The 17,078-nt window shown below is 64.5% G+C and carries 15 protein-coding genes and 1 tRNA gene; 10 read left to right on the forward strand and 6 right to left on the reverse strand.

From position 1 onward, the window contains the following. Nucleotides 1-3: 3 nt before the first annotated feature. From KB893_RS14455 to KB893_RS14485, 7 genes are all read left to right on the forward strand, one after another. Entirely contained in the window at nt 4-744 is a 741-nt protein-coding gene (locus tag KB893_RS14455) for a DsbA family protein (RefSeq protein WP_211926693.1), read from the forward strand. A 195-nt stretch (nt 745-939) separates the two neighbouring features. Beyond that, entirely contained in the window at nt 940-1,434 is a 495-nt protein-coding gene (gene radC / locus KB893_RS14460) for a RadC family protein (protein ID WP_211926692.1), read from the forward strand. Between the two features lie 153 nt (nt 1,435-1,587). After that, on the forward strand, nt 1,588-2,037 hold the full coding sequence (locus KB893_RS14465; protein WP_060092712.1) for a TIGR03757 family integrating conjugative element protein: 450 nt from the start codon (nt 1,588-1,590) through the stop codon (nt 2,035-2,037). Then, nucleotides 2,034-2,978 carry a TIGR03756 family integrating conjugative element protein gene (locus tag KB893_RS14470; protein ID WP_096427010.1) on the forward strand — a complete coding sequence of 315 codons (945 nt, stop codon included), beginning with the start codon at nt 2,034-2,036 and terminating at the stop codon, nt 2,976-2,978. The genes KB893_RS14465 and KB893_RS14470 overlap by 4 nt, the downstream gene beginning before the upstream one ends. Nucleotides 2,979-2,988: 10 nt before the next feature. Next, entirely contained in the window at nt 2,989-4,395 is a 1,407-nt protein-coding gene (locus tag KB893_RS14475; protein ID WP_061341178.1) for an integrating conjugative element protein, read from the forward strand. Further along, nucleotides 4,392-4,745, forward strand: a complete 354-nt coding sequence (locus KB893_RS14480; protein ID WP_043105001.1) for a hypothetical protein — start codon at nt 4,392-4,394, stop codon at nt 4,743-4,745. The genes KB893_RS14475 and KB893_RS14480 overlap by 4 nt, the downstream gene beginning before the upstream one ends. 15 nt (nt 4,746-4,760) lie before the next feature. Then, the gene (locus KB893_RS14485) at nt 4,761-6,284 is read left to right on the forward strand and encodes a conjugal transfer protein TraG N-terminal domain-containing protein (protein ID WP_213173807.1); all 1,524 of its coding nucleotides are present in this window, start codon (nt 4,761-4,763) and stop codon (nt 6,282-6,284) included. 19 nt (nt 6,285-6,303) lie between these two features. Here KB893_RS14485 and KB893_RS14490 read toward each other — a convergent pair whose 3' ends face one another. The 3 genes from KB893_RS14490 to KB893_RS14500 form a co-directional block, all read right to left on the reverse strand. Next, nucleotides 6,304-6,708, reverse strand: coding sequence for a DUF3742 family protein (locus KB893_RS14490; RefSeq protein ID WP_377730948.1), 405 nt, complete (start codon nt 6,706-6,708; stop codon nt 6,304-6,306). 150 nt (nt 6,709-6,858) lie between these two features. After that, nucleotides 6,859-8,121 carry a type II toxin-antitoxin system HipA family toxin gene (locus KB893_RS14495; RefSeq protein WP_211928110.1) on the reverse strand — a complete coding sequence of 421 codons (1,263 nt, stop codon included), beginning with the start codon at nt 8,119-8,121 and terminating at the stop codon, nt 6,859-6,861. Continuing rightward, complete coding sequence (locus KB893_RS14500; protein WP_023436233.1) at nt 8,111-8,443, reverse strand: helix-turn-helix domain-containing protein; 333 nt, start codon at nt 8,441-8,443, stop codon at nt 8,111-8,113. Before KB893_RS14500 ends, KB893_RS14495 begins: the two co-directional genes overlap by 11 nt. Before the next feature lie 191 nt (nt 8,444-8,634). Here KB893_RS14500 and KB893_RS14505 point away from each other — a divergent pair, with 191 nt between their 5' ends. Together KB893_RS14505 and mobH are read left to right on the forward strand one after the other, a co-directional pair. Then, nucleotides 8,635-11,619 carry a TrlF family AAA-like ATPase gene (locus tag KB893_RS14505; protein ID WP_213173808.1) on the forward strand — a complete coding sequence of 995 codons (2,985 nt, stop codon included), beginning with the start codon at nt 8,635-8,637 and terminating at the stop codon, nt 11,617-11,619. 286 nt (nt 11,620-11,905) lie between these two features. Beyond that, nucleotides 11,906-13,756, forward strand: coding sequence for a MobH family relaxase (mobH, locus tag KB893_RS14510; RefSeq protein ID WP_211927246.1), 1,851 nt, complete (start codon nt 11,906-11,908; stop codon nt 13,754-13,756). Between the two features lie 26 nt (nt 13,757-13,782). Here the strand turns inward: mobH and KB893_RS14515 are convergent, their stop codons facing one another. Further along, nucleotides 13,783-14,082, reverse strand: a complete 300-nt coding sequence (locus KB893_RS14515) for a helix-turn-helix domain-containing protein (protein WP_003282197.1) — start codon at nt 14,080-14,082, stop codon at nt 13,783-13,785. Between the two features lie 105 nt (nt 14,083-14,187). Between KB893_RS14515 and KB893_RS14520 the strand changes: the two genes are divergently transcribed. Then, on the forward strand, nt 14,188-14,814 hold the full coding sequence (locus KB893_RS14520) for a LysR substrate-binding domain-containing protein (RefSeq protein WP_211927245.1): 627 nt from the start codon (nt 14,188-14,190) through the stop codon (nt 14,812-14,814). Between the two features lie 47 nt (nt 14,815-14,861). Here KB893_RS14520 and KB893_RS14525 read toward each other — a convergent pair whose 3' ends face one another. After that, nucleotides 14,862-16,715, reverse strand: coding sequence for a tyrosine-type recombinase/integrase (locus KB893_RS14525; RefSeq protein WP_211927244.1), 1,854 nt, complete (start codon nt 16,713-16,715; stop codon nt 14,862-14,864). 238 nt (nt 16,716-16,953) lie between these two features. Further along, nucleotides 16,954-17,027 (reverse strand) — tRNA-Gly (locus KB893_RS14530). Between the last annotated feature and the right edge of the window lie 51 nt (nt 17,028-17,078).

Raw genomic sequence — 17,078 nt, forward strand, 5'->3', positions numbered from 1 at the left:
ACGATGCGCATGCCTTCATTCGCCCGCCGTCATCCCTGGATCGTGCTGATCGTGGTGACGATTGGGGTTGCCTCGTGGATGCTGCTGCGCGCGCCGCATCCGGCGACCGAGCCCATGTCCCTGGCCGCCGCCGGGTCCGAAGCGCCGAAACCGGCCGGCCTGCCCTGGCTGTATGGCCGTGCCGATGCGCGCTTCACGGTGGTCGGGTACGCCGACCTGGAGTGTCCGTACTGCCGGGCCTACTTCCCCGCGCTCAAGCGCTGGATCGACGCCCATCCCGAGGTGAACTGGCAGTGGCACCACCTGCCGCTGTCCATGCACGAGCCGGCCGCGACTGCCGGGGCACGCCTGGTCGAGTGCGCGGGCGAGACGGGCGGACATGCCACGTTCTGGCAGGCCGTGGCGTGGCTCTACTCGAACACCCGCGGCGACGGCCACGGCCTGCCGGAGGGCCTGCGCTATCCCGACCTCACGCCAGCCATGCAGGGTTGTCTCGACAGCGATCGCCCCGATGCCGTCATCCGTGCCCAGGCGGTGGAAGCAGCACAGCAGGGCATCGCGGCCACGCCGGCCTTGCAACTGCGCGACCGCGAGTCCGGCAAGACCCTCCTGCTGCACGGCCCCGTCGAAGGCGATGCCTTGCTGTCGGCCATCGACCTGCTCGCCGCCGGCAGCACGATCGCAGCCGAACCCGTCCATTCCCCAGACATGCCCGCCGGCGTTGCCGGTGACATGCCCAGGTAGCCATCGATCTTCAAGGCTGCGGCGCGGCTCGTCCGCGTTGATCGAAACCCGTTCGCATCGCATCCCTTGACGCGAACAGCCACCGCATCCGCGGTGGTGGATGCCCGCTCGTCACCTGTTCCATCCCCATCGTCCCCAGGAGGGTTTGCCCTCCAGGGGCAGGCGCCCTCCGATCTCATCCATTGGAGGTTCGCCATGTCTCTCGTCATCGCCGACTCCTGCCCGGAGTCGCTCACCCTGATCGCCGCCCAGCACGAAGACTGGATCATCCGGCAGGCCATCACCCTGCTGGAGAACCGCGTGTTCAAGGCCGGTCCAGCGCTGGGCAGTCCCGCCGCCGTGCGCGACTACCTGCGCCTGAAACTGGTCGCGGAGCCGAACGAAATCTTCGCCGTCGTGTTTCTCGACAACCAGCACCAGGTGCTCGCCTACGAGCCGCTGTTCAAGGGCACGGTCGACCAGACTTCGGTGTATCCGAGGGTGGTGGTCCAGCGTGCGCTGGCGCTCAACGCTTCGGCGCTGATCGTGGCGCATCAGCACCCCTCGGGGACCACCGAGCCATCGGCCGCCGATCGTGCGATCACCGAGCGGCTGAAGAGCGCCCTGGCCACCGTCGATGTCCGGGTGCTGGACCACTTCATCGTCGGCAAGGGCAGTCCGTACTCGTTCGCAGAAGCCGGCTTGTTGTAGCGCACTCAATTCATCACCACGGGAGCCCTTGGCTCCCGTTTCTTTTCGCCGGTCCGCAGGGAATCGGGGCTGACCGGTTTCGGTTTCTTTGTCGTTCCCTGATCTGCATTTGCGCTCGACTACGAGCCTGCATCGACTCCGCGGAGACGCGACATGCCGGCTCATTTCCTCAACCTTCCTGCCGTCTCGCGGCGCTCCCTGGCCGCCAGGCTGGCCGCTGGACTGTGCGCCGCGCTGCTCGCTCCCATCGCGGCGGCCGCCGATGTGCTCGTCGTCACCGACAGCCGTCATCCGGTGCAGGCCCCGGCCGGCGTGCGGGTCATCGAGCTGGACCAGGCCACGCGCATCGAGGTCGAACTCGCCGCGCACCTGCCGGCCGACCCGCGACAGGCCGCGGCCCTGGTGCGGCAGCGGTTGCATGACGGCGGCGAGGCCCTGCAGCGCCGCATCGGCCATGCCTACCAAGGTGTCGCGGATGCCTGGGGGCTGGGCATCGCCAAGATTCCCGCCGTGGTGGTCGATCGACGCTACGTGGTCTACGGCGAGCCCGACGTGCCCCGCGCCGTCGCGCGCATCAACGCCTACCGAAGCACGCAGCCATGAGCCTCCTGCTGGCATCCCGGCGCCTGCGAGCCACCGCCGCCGCGCTGCTGCTGAGCGCGGCCACGTCGACGTTCGCCCTGGACACCGCCACCATCGTCTCGTCGGCGCTGTCCCCCGACTGCCTCGAATATCGCGTGGTCGGAATCTGCTACTGGCTGTACTGCACGCCATTCGGCTGCTCGGTTCGCACCTCCGTCAAGGTGCGCCACTACGTCCCCGATGCAGTGGTGTCGAGCTACTCGAACACCGGCGAAAACCCGTGGCTGGAAGTCAGGGCGATGAGCATGCCCAACCCGAGCGCCAAGGCTGGCGGTGACGGCACGACCAACCACGACAACGAGAACAACCTCGCCAAGTTCAAGAACGCCGATGTCATCGGCCATCCGGCCGGGATGGTGTTCAGCCAGTTCGCCAGCGCCTCCGGCTACACCTGCGAAGGCGCGGGCACGGCCTTCATGCCGTATCTGCTGAGCACGCTCGACACGATCGCCTGGCGCTACAACATCCCGGAAGCGCTCTACCCCGAAGCGCTCATCCCCGGCCGGCGCGAAATCGGTACGCGCACCGGCCTGAACCTCTGGGGCAACGTGTATCCCCGCGGTGGCTTCCTGCACCAGACCGACGACCACAAGAGCGGCGCCGTGGTCGCGCAGCGCGCGGGCGATATCGTGACGCGCCGCAACCAGATTCACGTGTACCAGCCACTGCTGGCCAACGCCCGCGACGGGTACTGGCCGGCCGGCGCGTTGATGGAGACCGACGCCTCGACGGGCAAGTGGCAGGAGCTGACGCCCACGCTCTCGAACAGTTGCGTGGTCTTCCCGCACAGCCGCACCCGCGTGCAGGCCCAGCAGGGCGACTACGCCTGGGCCTTGTGGCGGCCGTACTCCTGCTGCCGGCGCCGTGGCCAGGTCTTCCTCGGCAGCGTCGATTTCATGTGAGGAACCCACGATGAACGCCTCCCTCCCTGACTTTCTTCGCCGGGCGAAGTCGCCCCTGCGGGCCACGCTGCTCGTGCCGGCCATCACGCTGGTCGTCGGCGTCGCCTGGGCGCAGACCCGCATCGACCCCAATGGCGTGAACGTCAGCGGCAGCGTGATCGGCGACGACGTGCTCTACAGCATCGGCGGCGGCCGGGCCGTGTCGATGGGTGGTGCCGGCAACATGCAGAGCATCGGCGTCGGCGTCGGCTGGAACAGCAACCTGATCTGCGGCGACATGAGCATCACCACGACGCTGCAGAACCAGCTCAACGGCATCACCAACGGCTTCCAGACGATCATGAGCAACGTGATCCAGAACGCCACCAGCGCCGTGGCCTCGCTGCCGGCCCTGATCATCCAGCGCGCCGACCCGGGCCTGTACAACCTGCTCACCAACGGCATCCTGCAGGCGCGCCTGGATTTCGACCGCTCGAAGATGACCTGCCGCGCCATCGCCAATCGCATGGCGGACATGGCCGGCGGCCAGGCCGGCTGGGACCAGCTCGCCGAAGGGATGGCGCTGCGGGATGCGGTCAGCAGCACCGATGCCGTCTCCGCCATCGAGCAGGCCGAGTCCAACAAAGGAAACAACGGCGTGCCATGGGTCGGCGGCGGCAACGCGGGCGGCTCCGGTCAGAGCTCGATCAAGGTGGTCGGCGACCTGACGCGCGCGGGCTACAACCTGCTCAACGGGCGCAGCGCCACCGATACCTCGTCGATCGCGCGCAGCGCCTGCGGCAACCGCCTAACCTGCCAAACCTGGTCCTCGCCCCAGGCGGCCGCGGACTGGGCGACCCGCGTGTTGGGCGAACGCGAGCAGCGCACCTGCGAAAACTGCACGAAGACCCAGACCACGCCTGGCGTCGGGCTGACGCCAATGATCCAGGAAGAGTACGAGACCAAGCTGCAGGCGCTGCAGGAACTGGTGACGGGCGCCCGGCCGACGACGCTGGCCAATCTCGACGCAGCCGGCAGCAGCTCGCTGCCGATCACCCGCGGCGTGATCGAGGCCCTGCGTGACGAACCCGACCAGGACATGCTGGGCCGGCGCCTCGCGTCCGAGGCGGCGCTGTCCAGCGTGCTGGAGAAGGCCCTGCTGCTGCAACGCACGTTGCTGACCGGCAAGAAGGAGCCGAACGTCGCCGCCAACGAGCTGGCCGTGCAGGCGGTCGACCAGGAGAACAGCGCGCTGGAGCAGGAGATCAACAACCTCAAGACCGAGCTGGAGCTGCGCCGCACGCTGGCCGGCAACTCGGCCATGGCGATCATCCAGCGCCACAGCACCCGCGCTGCCGGCTCGCGCGGCGTCTTCGAGGGCGACACCACGCGCGACCGTCTGCGGGAAGTCCAGAAGCCGCGGAGCGGTACGCCATGAGCCGGCTCGCCTGGCTGCGGCTGCCATGGCTGTTCAACCGCCGCGTCGGCGTGGCGCTGCTGTGGACCTTGCTGGTGGTCGCCGCCGCGGTGGCGGTGAACATCGCCGGCATCCACGTGGTCGGCGGCATCGAGGGCTGGCAGCACTGGCTGCAGGCGCACGCCGGCCACTTCTTCGTGTGGCGTCTGTGCCTCTACGGAGCGACGGCCTACGGCTGGTGGTGGATGCGTCGGCGCCTGTTGCGGCGGGAGCCGTCCCGCGAGACGCATCAGCGCCTGCTGCGCACGGAGATCGCGGCCGTGATCGCCGTGGTCGCGCTGGAAGCCAGCCAACTGTTGCGGCACGGCTGAGACCGGGAGGCAGGCATGACGCTCTACACCACGGACTACCTGGAGTATTACCTGACCCTGGTGGCTTGGGTGGTCAACAACGGCATCTGGAGCATCCTCGTGGCCAGCGGCGTGTTCGCGCTGCCGTTCGTGGCCATCGTGATCCAGGAATGGCTCAAGGCCCGCAGCGAAGGTGCGGACGAAGGCAACAAGGGCGTGCTGTCGTCGATGCGCATCGAGAACCGGGTGTGGGTGGCGATCGTGGTCATCATGTTCGCCGGCATCCCGTTCATCCCGGTGGATCTCGCCACGATCAAGTTCGACACCACGCGCTCCGCGCAATGCCAGGTCAACGTCCCGCTGCCCAACGACACGGGCTGGTCCAACGTCTACACGGCGCTCAACGACCAGAGCGCGCTGGTGCCGGTGTGGTGGTTCTTCATGCACGCGCTGTCGAAAGCCGTGACGGGCTCCGCGGTGGCGGCGATTCCCTGCGGCACGGACCTGCGTCAGATTCGCATGGATGTGGATGCCACGCGCATCGACGATCCGGTGCTGGCACAGGAGGTCGCCGACTTCACGCACGACTGCTACGGGCCGTCGCGCGCCAAGCTGTTCATGAACCGGCCGACGCTCTCCGACCAGCAGATGAACGACGTCACCTGGATCGGGTCGAGTTACTTCCTCGACACGCCCGGCTTCTATGACACCTATCGCGCCAGGACCCCACGCACGGCTTGGCCCTACGACGCGACCCGCGATGCGGGGCTGGCACAGGTGGACAGCGGCGGCGGCTATCCGTCCTGCCGGCAGTGGTGGGCCGATGGCGGCCAGGGACTGCGCAGCCGGCTGCTGGCACAGGTCGACCCGGACCTGCTGACCCGCATCGGGCGCTGGGTGGGCTTCCTGTCGCAGAGCGAGGTCAATGACTCGGTGATCCGCGCCGTGGTCTCGCCGAGGCAGCAGAAGATGAACCAGGGCGCCGTCTACACCGACTACGGTGGCCAGATCGACAAGACGTTGCCGAACGTCGTCACGCGCGGAGCGAGCGACCTGGGGCTGACCGTCGGCTCGCTGGGCTTCTTTCCGGCGATGGACGTGGTGCGCCAGGCGCTGCCGATGGTGCTGACCATGCTCAAGATGGCACTCGTCATCTGCATCCCGCTGGTGCTGCTGATCGGCACCTACGACCTGAAGACGGTGGTGACGGTGAGCTGCGTCCAGTTCGCGCTGTTCTTCGTGGACTTCTGGTTCCAGCTCGCGCGCTGGATCGACAGCACGATCCTGGACGCGCTCTACGGCTGGGGGTTTGGTGCGGACAGGCCGCACACGAACTTCGATCCGCTGATCGGCCTGAACAATGCGTTCGGTGACATGCTGCTGAACTTCGTCATGGCGATGATGTTCATCGTGCTGCCGGCTTTTTGGGTAGCTGCGCTCGCCTGGGTTGGTGTCCGCGTAGGCAACATTTCGCAGATGCTCTCAGCAGCCACCGATGGCGCCAAGTCTGCGGGAGGCAAAGGCGCTGACCTTGCAATCAAAGCTGCGAAGGCAAAGTAGCGCCGAGAGTGGCGATTCGCTACTCGTCGTCCGCGCTGCCGCCGTCGATGCGCACCTCTCCCCGGTAGAGACCGTATCCGTCCAAGCCGTTTCGCCACTGAGGCTCGTCATCGTCACTGCTTTCGTCGGCATCAGCGTTGCGTACCACCCAGGCAGCGATCGCCGCAAAGACCAGCAGCAAGCCCAGCCAGAACGCGGAATAGAGCAGCACACCGAGCACGGCGAGCTTCACGACCCACAGGATGGTCTTGGCCAACCCCGCCGGCAAACCTTGCGCCACCAGCCACCCGCACGCATTCCGATCCAGGCGCACAAAGCCGCTCCACAGCCGGGCCAGCATCCGGCCTGTGCGCTCCGCGAAAGTGGTATGTGTAGCGGGTTTCATGGTGGCTACCTCATGGTCCCATCGGTTCTCGCTCGACATCTGCTCCAAAGCGTCCTTGATTTAATCCTGCATGTTTTTTCAAACAATGCGTGAATTTCCAATCAACATCTAATCATGGCCATGCACGCGAGGATCGGCAGTTAGACGCCATGGCCCAAGGCAGCGCCAAAGAAGATGTGTTCGGCAGTCTCAGGTATCCGGCCGCCTTTCAAAGAAAAAGCACTCCGGCAAGATGGCCGGCGCAATGTATTCAATATCCTCTGTGGACACACCGCAGGCAAAGAAACTGTCTCGCCACTGTCGAACAACCACAACGATTCGATCAATCTCCTGACGTGCGTCCTCTACGGACAGGCCAAACCGTGAGGCCTGGGACAAGAGGTTATAGATGCTGGCAGTACGGCCGTAGCTGCCCACGGTCAACGCGAGATCACGTCGTTCGAGGCTGACCACGGGTGCGGGCACCAAGTCGTAAGCAGGAGAGAGACGCCAGCCTTTCTGCCGACGCAGCAAGGCATGGTTGCGCGGATGATCGTCATTGTTGGTCACGGCCGCGTTGAAGACCATCCTGCGGAACAGCTCGGCGCAATCCGCTTCGGGCTTGTCGGACCAGCGCCGCAAATTTTCTGCTAGCAGGGGGTAGGACCAGCGATCCCTGTCCAGATGGCTGTCACCACAGTCGAGCACGGTCAGGCCACTGACCAGGCCAAAACGCAGGTAGCCACCTTCGGCATGCTGCCTGTCAAAACGCTTCAACATCAGTACATCACTGCTGCCAACGGGTTGCAGCCGCGCCTGGGCGACGTTCAGACCACACCGACTGGCCAGATCAAGCGTCGCAAACTCCACCCGCTGTAGATTGAAGCGGTCATCCTTGGCTGGAAACTTGCCGAGCCACAAGCAATGATCGTCTTCGATCGTCGCCTTGGGCCGCGCGCCGCCCATGCTGGTTCCGGGATCGAGTTGTTCGAGCAAATGCGCGGCCACGCGCTTGCCCTCTTCGATCGCCTGCGAAGCGGCAATCAATTCGTCCAGTTGATGCGTTCGGTTGTAGGTGCGCCTGGGTGCGGGTGGTTCGGCCTTCAAGCCAAAGCTCAGATACCCGGCCCCGTCCTGGGGGCCGTGAAGGAGATAGTCGATCTCTTGAAGGTCGGCTGGGTCTCGCCCCAGTTTGTGCTCGATGACACGACGGCCCCATGCATCCGGGGCGGCATCTCGAACCGCACCAGGGATGCCCTTGAGCTGCGTGAACTCGAAGACCTGCTTGGCCAATGGCAGCCGGAACGGATCGAACGCCACCGCGTCAGGTCTCGCGAGATAACGATCGCCATAGCGGAAGCGCCCGACCTGGGTTCCATCTGGCAAGGTTTGCACACGCAGCAACGCCGCCGGAACCGTCTCCAACGTACCAGGGAGTTGGATGTAAACATAAGCTTCGCGTTCAGAAGTCATAGTCGTCGCTGGTCTTGCGTGGCTTGCCGGCACGTGTTGGGCGCCGTGCTGCTTCGAGGGCCTTGCCGTGCAGATCGGCGTCGGGATCGGCCACGCCGTTCAGCGTCCGATCCAACCCCAGGGCCCACAGGACGGTGAAGCACACCCCAACCGCGGTGCCCGGCTTGCCCAGCTCTAGCGCGGTCAGCGTGTTGCGGTTGATGCCGGCCTTGCTCGCCAGATCAGCCACGGACCAGCCGCGTCGGATGCGTGCGATCCGAACGCGCTGACCGAGCTGCGCCACCTGCTCGGCGACTTGCATCGGGATCTCGAACTTGCTCATCGAACTAGGCATCTTCCGTTTCAATGCCCACGATACTAGGCTATCCTGTCATGAGCCGCAAGTGCGGGTGCTCATCAACTGTCACCCAAACTAGGCTATAGACCACGTAATGCCTTATATTTTAGGCATGCAACCACTTCTGAGGCAGGGAAAGAGCATCCGGCCTGCTTCCGAAAGCCATAAGGGACGCCATGGACAACCCGTTCGACGTGCAAAGCAAGCGAGGTTCGCTATGGCATCGCTGGGACCCGCATATCCATACACCCGGCACGGCCTTGAACGACCAGTACACCGGGTCGGACCCTTGGGAATCATTCCTGTGCGCCATCGAGACTTCGAGCCCGCCTATACGGGCACTCGGCATCACAGACTACTTCGGGATCGAGCGCTACGAGGAGGTCGTGAACGCACAGCGGGAAGGCCGGTTGCGAAACGTGGGGTTGATCTTCCCCAACGTCGAACTGCGTCTGGGCATCGAAACCGCGAAGGCTTCGGCCATCAACATTCATCTGCTCTTTTCGCCGCACGACGCCGATCACGTCGAGCGCATCAAGCGCTTCCTGCTTGAGTTCGAGTTTCCTTACCTTGGCGAATCCTACCGATGCCAGCGCGACGACCTCATCCGTCTGGGCCGCGCCCACAAACGGGGGTTGACCGATGACGATGCGGCCCGATCTGAAGGTGCCAACCAGTTCAAGGTGAATTTCGATCAGCTCAGGCAGGCTTTGTCGAAAAACGAATGGGTCAAGAAGAACACGCTCATCGCTGTCGCCGGCGGCGAGAAAGATGGCACCTCGGGACTGCGAGACGCCACGGCCTCGTTCGCCGCTCAACGAAAGAATGTCGAGGGGCTGGCGCACATCGTGTTCAGTGCCAACCCCAAGCAGATCCGATTCTGGCTGGGCAAGGAGGCCGCATCGGTCGAGGAGCTTGAAAGCCAGTACAACGGATGCAAGCCTTGCCTACACGGTTCGGATGCACACTCCGCCGCGAAAGCCGGCCAGCCTGACGGAGAGCGCCTGTGCTGGATCAAGGGCGACCTAGCGTTTGACTCACTGCGTCAAGCCTGCATCGAACCCGAAGAGCGTGTCTTCATCGGTGCGGAACCGCCGAGAGGTGCTCTGGACAGTCACACGATCAATTCGGTGAACGTCACGAACGCTCCTTGGATTACAAACGGCGGCGTGGAGCTGAATTCGGGGTTGGTGGCGGTGATCGGAGCTCGGGGTTCTGGCAAGACAGCGCTGGTTGATCTCATAGCGGCGGGCGGCCTGGCACTCTCCCCACATCTCAACGAGCGGTCCTTCATCCTTCGCGCAAAGCAGCACCTCGGCGACAGCCAAGCCGAACTTCAATGGGCTTCCGGAGAGAAGACCGGCAACGAACTCACCCAGACCGATATGGAAGAGTTCCTAGCCAGTCCCTACGTCCAATACCTGTCGCAGCAGTTCGTCGATCAGCTCTGCTCAGCGGAGGGCCTTGACGATGCCCTGGTCGCCGAAATCGAGCGCGTTATCTTCAATGCGCACCCGCTTGGCGAGCGGCAGGGCGCGGACTCCTTCAAGGAGTTGCTGGATGCATACCTGGAGGGCTCACGCCTGAAACGGGTGCGTCAGCAGCAAGCGCTGACCAAGGCCTCGGCAGATCTCACCGAAGAGCGCGTCAAGAAGGATGGGCTCAAGGCGCTTGAGAAGGACCGCGATGAGAGAAAGCGCGCGATCGAGAAGGACAAGTCCGATCGCAAGTCCCTCGTTGCCAAGGGCAACGAGGAGCGCGCCAAGCGCCATGAGCAGATCTCCATCGCCGTCGATGCCAAGCGCCAGCTCGTCGATCAAGCCAAGCGCAGACAGCAGGCGCTCCTGCACCTGCAGAACGACGTGGACGACTTTCGTCAACGGCAGGCTCCAGCCCTGCTGGCGGAGCTGCAGGAGGCACGCGAACCGGCCGGCCTGAGCGCTACCGATTGGGATGCCTTCAAGGTGGACTACATCGGTGCAGTTGATACATTGCTCGCGGAACGGATCAAGCAAGCCGGTCAAGCGGTCGCCTCGCTTCAAGGCCCCTCGAAGTCCGATCCACCTGTGCAAGCAAATGCCGACCCAACCATCTCTCTGATCCCCGCGGGCGCGAACCTCGCCGACCAGACCCTCTCCTTGCTGGAGCGGGAACTCGCACGGCTACGTGCGCTGGTGGGGGTCGACCAGCAGAACGCAAAGCGCTTCACCACTCTCTCCGACAAGATCACCAAGGCGGAAACTGCCTTGGCCAAGGTAGTTCAACAGATCGAGCGCATCCAGGGGGCCGACGAGCGCATCCGGGCACTCGTCGACTCCCGCCGCGCCGCCTATGCCGCCACCTTCGAGGCCATCGTCGAAGAAGAGAAGGCGTTGGCGGACTTGTACGCCCCCATAAAGGCACGCATCGACTCGGCCGCTGGCTCCCTGTCAAAGCTGTCGTTCTCGGTGCGCCGCAATGTCGATATCAGGAAGTGGGCCGAAATGGGCGAAAGCCTTCTAGACCTACGCACCAGCGGCCCCTTCAAGGGGCGCGGCGAGCTGCTGCGCGCCGCACACGCGGGGTTGCTGCCGGCATGGGGCACAGGTGATGCAGCCCAGGCTGCCGCGGCCCTGTTTGACTTCGTCAAGGCCAATGAGGGGGCACTGCGGACCCACATGCCCGAGAACGTTGAATTTCGCGGATGGGCGCGTAGCATATCGGACTGGCTGTACAGCACTGATCACATCACTGTCAGCTACGGCCTTCAATATGACGGGGTGGACATCGAACAACTGTCACCGGGCACGCGCGGCATCGTGCTGCTGCTGCTTTACCTGGCCATCGACGCGGAGGATGACCGGCCCTTAATCATCGACCAGCCCGAAGAGAACCTGGACCCGCAGTCAATCTTTCAAGAACTGGTGCACCGTTTCCGTGATGCCAAAAAGCGGCGCCAGATCATCATCGTGACGCACAACGCAAATCTGGTGGTAAACACGGACGCGGACCAAGTCATCGTCGCGCAGTGCGGACCACATCGCCCCGGCCAATTGCCAGTCATAACCTACGACTGTGGCAGCCTTGAGAATCCCCGCATACGACAGCATGTCTGCGACATTCTCGAAGGCGGGGAGCGCGCCTTTAAAGAGCGAGCCAAACGTCTGCGTGTGTCGATTTGATGGGTATCGGCCCGGAGTGAAGCCTTCGCCGGTAGAGGTATCAATGGTCTGCGTAACTCACTATTCGTAGGCCCTGTAGGTTCGGCACAGACCGTCTTCCCGCCAAAATCCGACTTGGGCCAATCCCCATTGGCTGTGGCTCGGCTGCCCCTGGTGCCCTATACCCAAGGGCTTCCGATAAAGGCCAAAGGGCTGGGAAGGGGCAAAGGAAGGGCGCCAAGGGGAAAGGCCCTATCCTGAAAAGGCCAAAAGGCGCCCCCGAGCAGCTCGTCATCCGGGGTTCGCCATGCTCTCGCTGTTCCAGCGCAAACGGGTGCCACCCACCGCCGGCACACCGCCCACCTCCGCCATCGAAACTCCGAAAGGGTCGATGCGGCCGGAGTCGGCCGCATCGCTGCTGGCCACGCCGCGTCGGCAGAAACTGCTGGAACACATCTGGCAGCGCACATCGCTCTCGCGCCGGCAGTTCGCCACGCTCTACCTCGCCCCACTGGAGCGCTACGCCGAGCTGGTCCAGCAGTTCCCGGCCTCCGAGAACCACCACCACGCCTATCCGGGCGGCATGCTGGACCACGGCCTGGAGATCGTCGCCTATGCGCTGAAATTGCGGCAGTCATACCTGCTGCCCGCGGGCGTCACGCCGGAGGCACAGGCGGCCCAGGCCGAGGCCTGGACCGCAGGCACGGCCTACGCGGCCCTGCTGCACGACATCGGCAAGATTGCGGTCGATCTGCACGTCGAGCATGCCGACGGCAGCGTCTGGCATCCCTGGCACGGCCCACTGCGAAAGCCCTACCGCTTCCGTTACCGAAAGGAGCGTGAGTACCGCCTGCACAGCGCCGCCACCGGGCTGCTCTACGCGCACCTTCTCGATCGGGACATCTTCGACTGGCTCAGCGGCTATCCCGACCTCTGGGCCGCGCTGCTGTACGTGCTGGCCGGCCAGTACGAGCACTCCGGCACACTCGGCGAGCTGGTCGTGCAGGCCGACCAGGCATCGGTCGCCCAGGAACTCGGCGGCGATCCCAGCAAGGCGCTGGCGGCGCCCAAGCATGCGCTGCAACGCAAATTGCTCGACGGCTTGCGCTACCTGCTCAAGGAAGCGTTCAAGTTGAACCAGGCCGGCCCGGCGGACGGTTGGCTGACCCAAGACGCCTTGTGGCTGGTGAGCAAGACTGTCTCCGACAAGCTGCGCGCACATCTGCTGTCACAGGGCATCGACGGCATCCCGGCCAGCAATACGGCGGTGTTCAACGTGCTGCAGGATCACGGCATCGTGCAACCGACGCCGGATGGCAAGGCGATCTGGAAGGCTACCGTCACCAGCGACGCCGGCTGGTCGCACGCATTCACCTTCCTGAAACTCTCGCCAGCGATGATCTGGGATGCCGCCGACCGGCCGGCGCCGTTCGCAGGCCGTGTGCAGGTCGAAGAGGAACAAGCGGAGCCGACGCCGCAGGCGCCGGCGGTGGCTGATGGGCCGCGCGTGGAAGGCACCGAAGCTGCACCCGCGAGCGCGGCGCCGATCGCATCCGCAGCCATGGACACCGGCGTCGCAGCGCTGCTCGACCTGCTGGGCGACACCGCTCCACCCGCGACACCGGAGATCCCGAGTTCCCCTGTTGCCGAGCCCAAGCCGGCCCCTTCGACCATGCCCCCGCCGCAGATGAGCCTCGCGCCTTCCCAGGATCGCGCGGAGCCCTCTGGGGCGCACTTCATGGCCTGGCTGCGTCAGAGCGTCCAGACGCGCAAGCTCATCATCAACGACGCCAAGGCCCTGGTGCATACCGTCGCCGGTACGACCTATCTCGTCAGCCCCGGCGTGTTCCAGCGCTACGCGCAGGAGTACCTTCAAGTCGCCGCCCTGGCCAAGCAGGAGAAGCTGGAGGGGTGGCAGTGGGTGCAGAAGCGCTTCGAGAAGCTGGGACAGCACCGCAAGCAGCCCAGCGGGCTGAACATCTGGACCTGCGAAGTCACGGGGCCGCGCAAGTCGCGCCGGCTGCACGGCTACCTGCTCGCCAGCCCGGATGCGCTGTTCCAGGAGACGCCGCCAGACAACCCATACCTGCGGCTCCTCAACGAGGCCGCAAAGCGCGAAGATTCAGCCCTTGGGGGCAAGGACGACGATCAGGCGTAGGCATGCGACCGCTGTGCGGGCCGGCTTCAATCTGCGGATGGGGCCGACTCCGCCAGCTTGGCTTCGGTCAGAGTCATCAAGTGGGCGGAACTGCATTTCAGCGCACGGGCAATCTTGAGGATGAGAGGGAGCGTGGGGACATGCTCGCCGCGCTCGATCTTGCCCATGTGCGACCGTTCGATGCCGGCCATGTGGGCCAGCGTTTCCTGAGCGATGCCCTGGTTGGTTCTTTCTTCCCGCACGGCAGCCCCAAACGCGATGGCTGGTTCCGCTTCGTAGGTAGTGGTGCCGGTGGGGCGGCCCCTTTGGATCGAACGCTTTGGCATTGCCAAGAGCGTCGAACACGGTCACGATTTAAACCACGTTAAACTTAACTCATTCAACGGCTTCGAGATCAGTTGCCACGAGTTCACCGCCTGGGGGAGCTGGACGTGGAATCGAGTGACATCACCGCCGAAATTCGCATGGCCGTCCTCGGCGAATGGGTGCCTCCCCAGCTCGCCGACGTGCTAGCCCTGCAGCGTGCCGAAGAGCCGGAGACCCATGCCGTCCTGGCCGGCTGGACAGATCCCGGTCGAGGCGCAGAGCTGCCGGACGACGGCTTCGACTTCGCCTTGTCTGCGGTTGCCCGGCAGTGGCCTGGCTGGGTATGCGAACCGCTGTGGCATGACACGCTGGCGGTCGCCGTGGCCAAGCGCTCCCACCTGCTGGCCTACCGTGAAGTGCCGTGCGGGGAAGTGCTCAAGCAGCCCTTGATCTGCTCGCAGTCCACGACCGATGAACCATGGCGCATGACCGTGCAGCGTGTGTTCGAAAACGCGCTGCAAGAGCGAGAGCAAACGGTGGAGACATTCGATGTGGCGATGACGCTGGTTGCCGCCGGATACGGGATCGCCATTGCGCCTGCCGCGAGACTGGCGAGCTACCTACGCCGAGGCATCGCCGTGCGGCCGCTGGCCGACGCACCAACGATCGTGATGGCTTACCTGCTCCGCCGCGATGCTTCCTTGTCGGACACCCAGGCAAGATTCGCCCGCCGAGCGCGCTTGGTGTCCTGACAGACGTGCGGGGATCGCGGTTTCGCCACGATCCCGCATTCCTGCTGCTAGGCGACTCCGACTCGCGGCGGGGTCCATTCGCTTTCCTTCACGGCTGTGCTCACTGCCATGACGAGCTTGTCGAGATTGCCGGCCGTCACGCCCTCCAGTGCCGAATGCCCCCGCAGCATCGAGCGCGGTTGCAGCAGTGCATGGTAGATCTGCCAAGGGTCCGCACCCCTGGTCAGCTTGAGGACGGACTGGATCAGCTCGTGCTTGAGTGGGTCGAGGTGCCAGTCCGGCACCCGCTGGCCGCGGTTGCCCACGTTCAACGCCAGCAAGTTGCCGGCCTTGATCTCGTAGCTGATCCACCTGCGAGACTTGCCCGCCATCTTGGCAAACGCCGCGACGGGAAGGTTGTGCGGCGCTTCGAAGACATCGAACAGTTCCATCCTCTCGCGCTGAATGTCCGAAGGCACCAGCGGCGCGGCCGACCGAGGGGGCGGAACCGCCGGCAGCCGATGTGCGGCGGCAGAAACCAACGGCATGGCGTCGCCGGGCTTCGTCACGAGCAGGATTGGCGAAGCGGCAACCGGCGTGGAGGGTGCGCTTGCGGTTTGCTCATTCGGGAACGCGGGCACGCCTTCCAGATGCACGGTGAGCGGCATGCTGGCCGCCTCGACCTGGTTCTGCTCGAAGAGGTCGAGCCGATCGGCCCAGTCCTGCATCATGCGGCGACGCTGCTCCACGTACTCGGCATGGTTGTAGGTCGCGCTGACCTTGTTGGGATCGACATGCGAGAGCTGTGCATCCACCCAGACCTTCGGGTAGCCGATCTCGTTGAGCGCAGTGGACATCGTGCCGCGGATACCGTGTCCGGTCAGGCGCTCCTGATAGCCCATGCGTTTGAGCGCACCATTGAGCGTGTTCTCGCTGATGCGCTTCTTCAAGTCGCTGTCGTGCCGGAACAGGTGGCGCTGGGCCGGCTTGAACTCATCCAGCAGGTGCCGGACGATCTCCATGGCCTGAATCGACAGCGGCACGATGTAGGGCGGGATATCCTTCGGCTGCTGCCGCTTCTTGCGCATATCCAGCTGGAGTTGCTTCACGACGTCGGGCGGGATGATCCACAGCCCACGGTCCAGATCGAATTGATCCGGCGTCGCCTGTCGCAGCTCTCCGGTTCGCACGCCAGTCAGCAGCAATAGCCGAAGCCCGAGTTGGGTCTGCCGCCTGCCGCGATAGCTGCGCAGCCGCTGCAACAGCTTCGGCAGTTCGGCCATGCGCAGGAACGGGTTGTGGTTGACGGGTGGCAGCGGCAGCGCCACCACATCGAGATCGGAGGCGGGGTTTTGCTCCAGGCCCGGCACGATCACCAGCGCGTAGCGAAACAGTTGGTTGAACCACGTCCTGACTTTCTCGGCGACGGAGAGTGCCCTGCGCTTCTCGATCTTGGCGATCACCTCCAAGAGGTCGGGACGCTTGATCTCATAGATCGACCGCTTGCCCAAGGTGGGCAACACATCCTTGTCGAAGATCCGTGGAAGTATCGAGAGGGTCGTCTGCCGGCCTTCCTTGAGGCTGAGCCCGCGATGCTTGAGCCACTTGCGATACACCGCCTCGAAGGTGTTTTCGTCGGCGAGCCGGACAGCAGTGCGCTTCTGCTTGCGGTGAACGCGAGGATTGGTGCCTTTGGCCAGCAGGGCGCGCGCTTCGTCGCGTAGGCTGCGGGCCTCGCGAAGCGTCACCTCCGGGTAGGTGCCGAGCGACATCCGCTTCTGCTTGCCCGCCCAGTAGTAGCGGAAGTGCCAAGTCCTGCCCCCTGCAGCCGTGACGGCCAGGGAGAGGCCATCCAAGTCAGGGAGGGTGTATGCCTTGCCAGTTGCCTTGGCCTGTCGAACGGCCAGGTCTGAGAGTGCCATGCTCTTGCTCCTGAACATGAGTCAGGAACCAGATGCTGGTCACGTCGACCTCGCCCCTCCATCAACAATCCGGAATCAGCCGCGCCCGCAAAAATGGACTTGTTTGTGGACTTGAAAGTCCCGGCTGTAGGCGGATCGCAGTGGACTACGGCAGAACGTCAAAGAGAGGAAAAGTCCTTGTGTGGCAACCACTTGCAGACTCTCTTGGACTTCTGCGGAAGTCCGCAGAATGATGCGGTGGAGCGGGTGAAGGGAATCGAACCCTCGTCAGTAGCTTGGGAAGCTACAGCTCTACCATTGAGCTACACCCGCGGTGCGGCGCGACTATACCGAGGCGGGGAACGCGCCCGCAATCGCCGCCTC

This window comes from Coralloluteibacterium stylophorae, assembly GCF_018122625.2.
Classification (GTDB): domain Bacteria; phylum Pseudomonadota; class Gammaproteobacteria; order Xanthomonadales; family Xanthomonadaceae; genus Coralloluteibacterium; species Coralloluteibacterium stylophorae.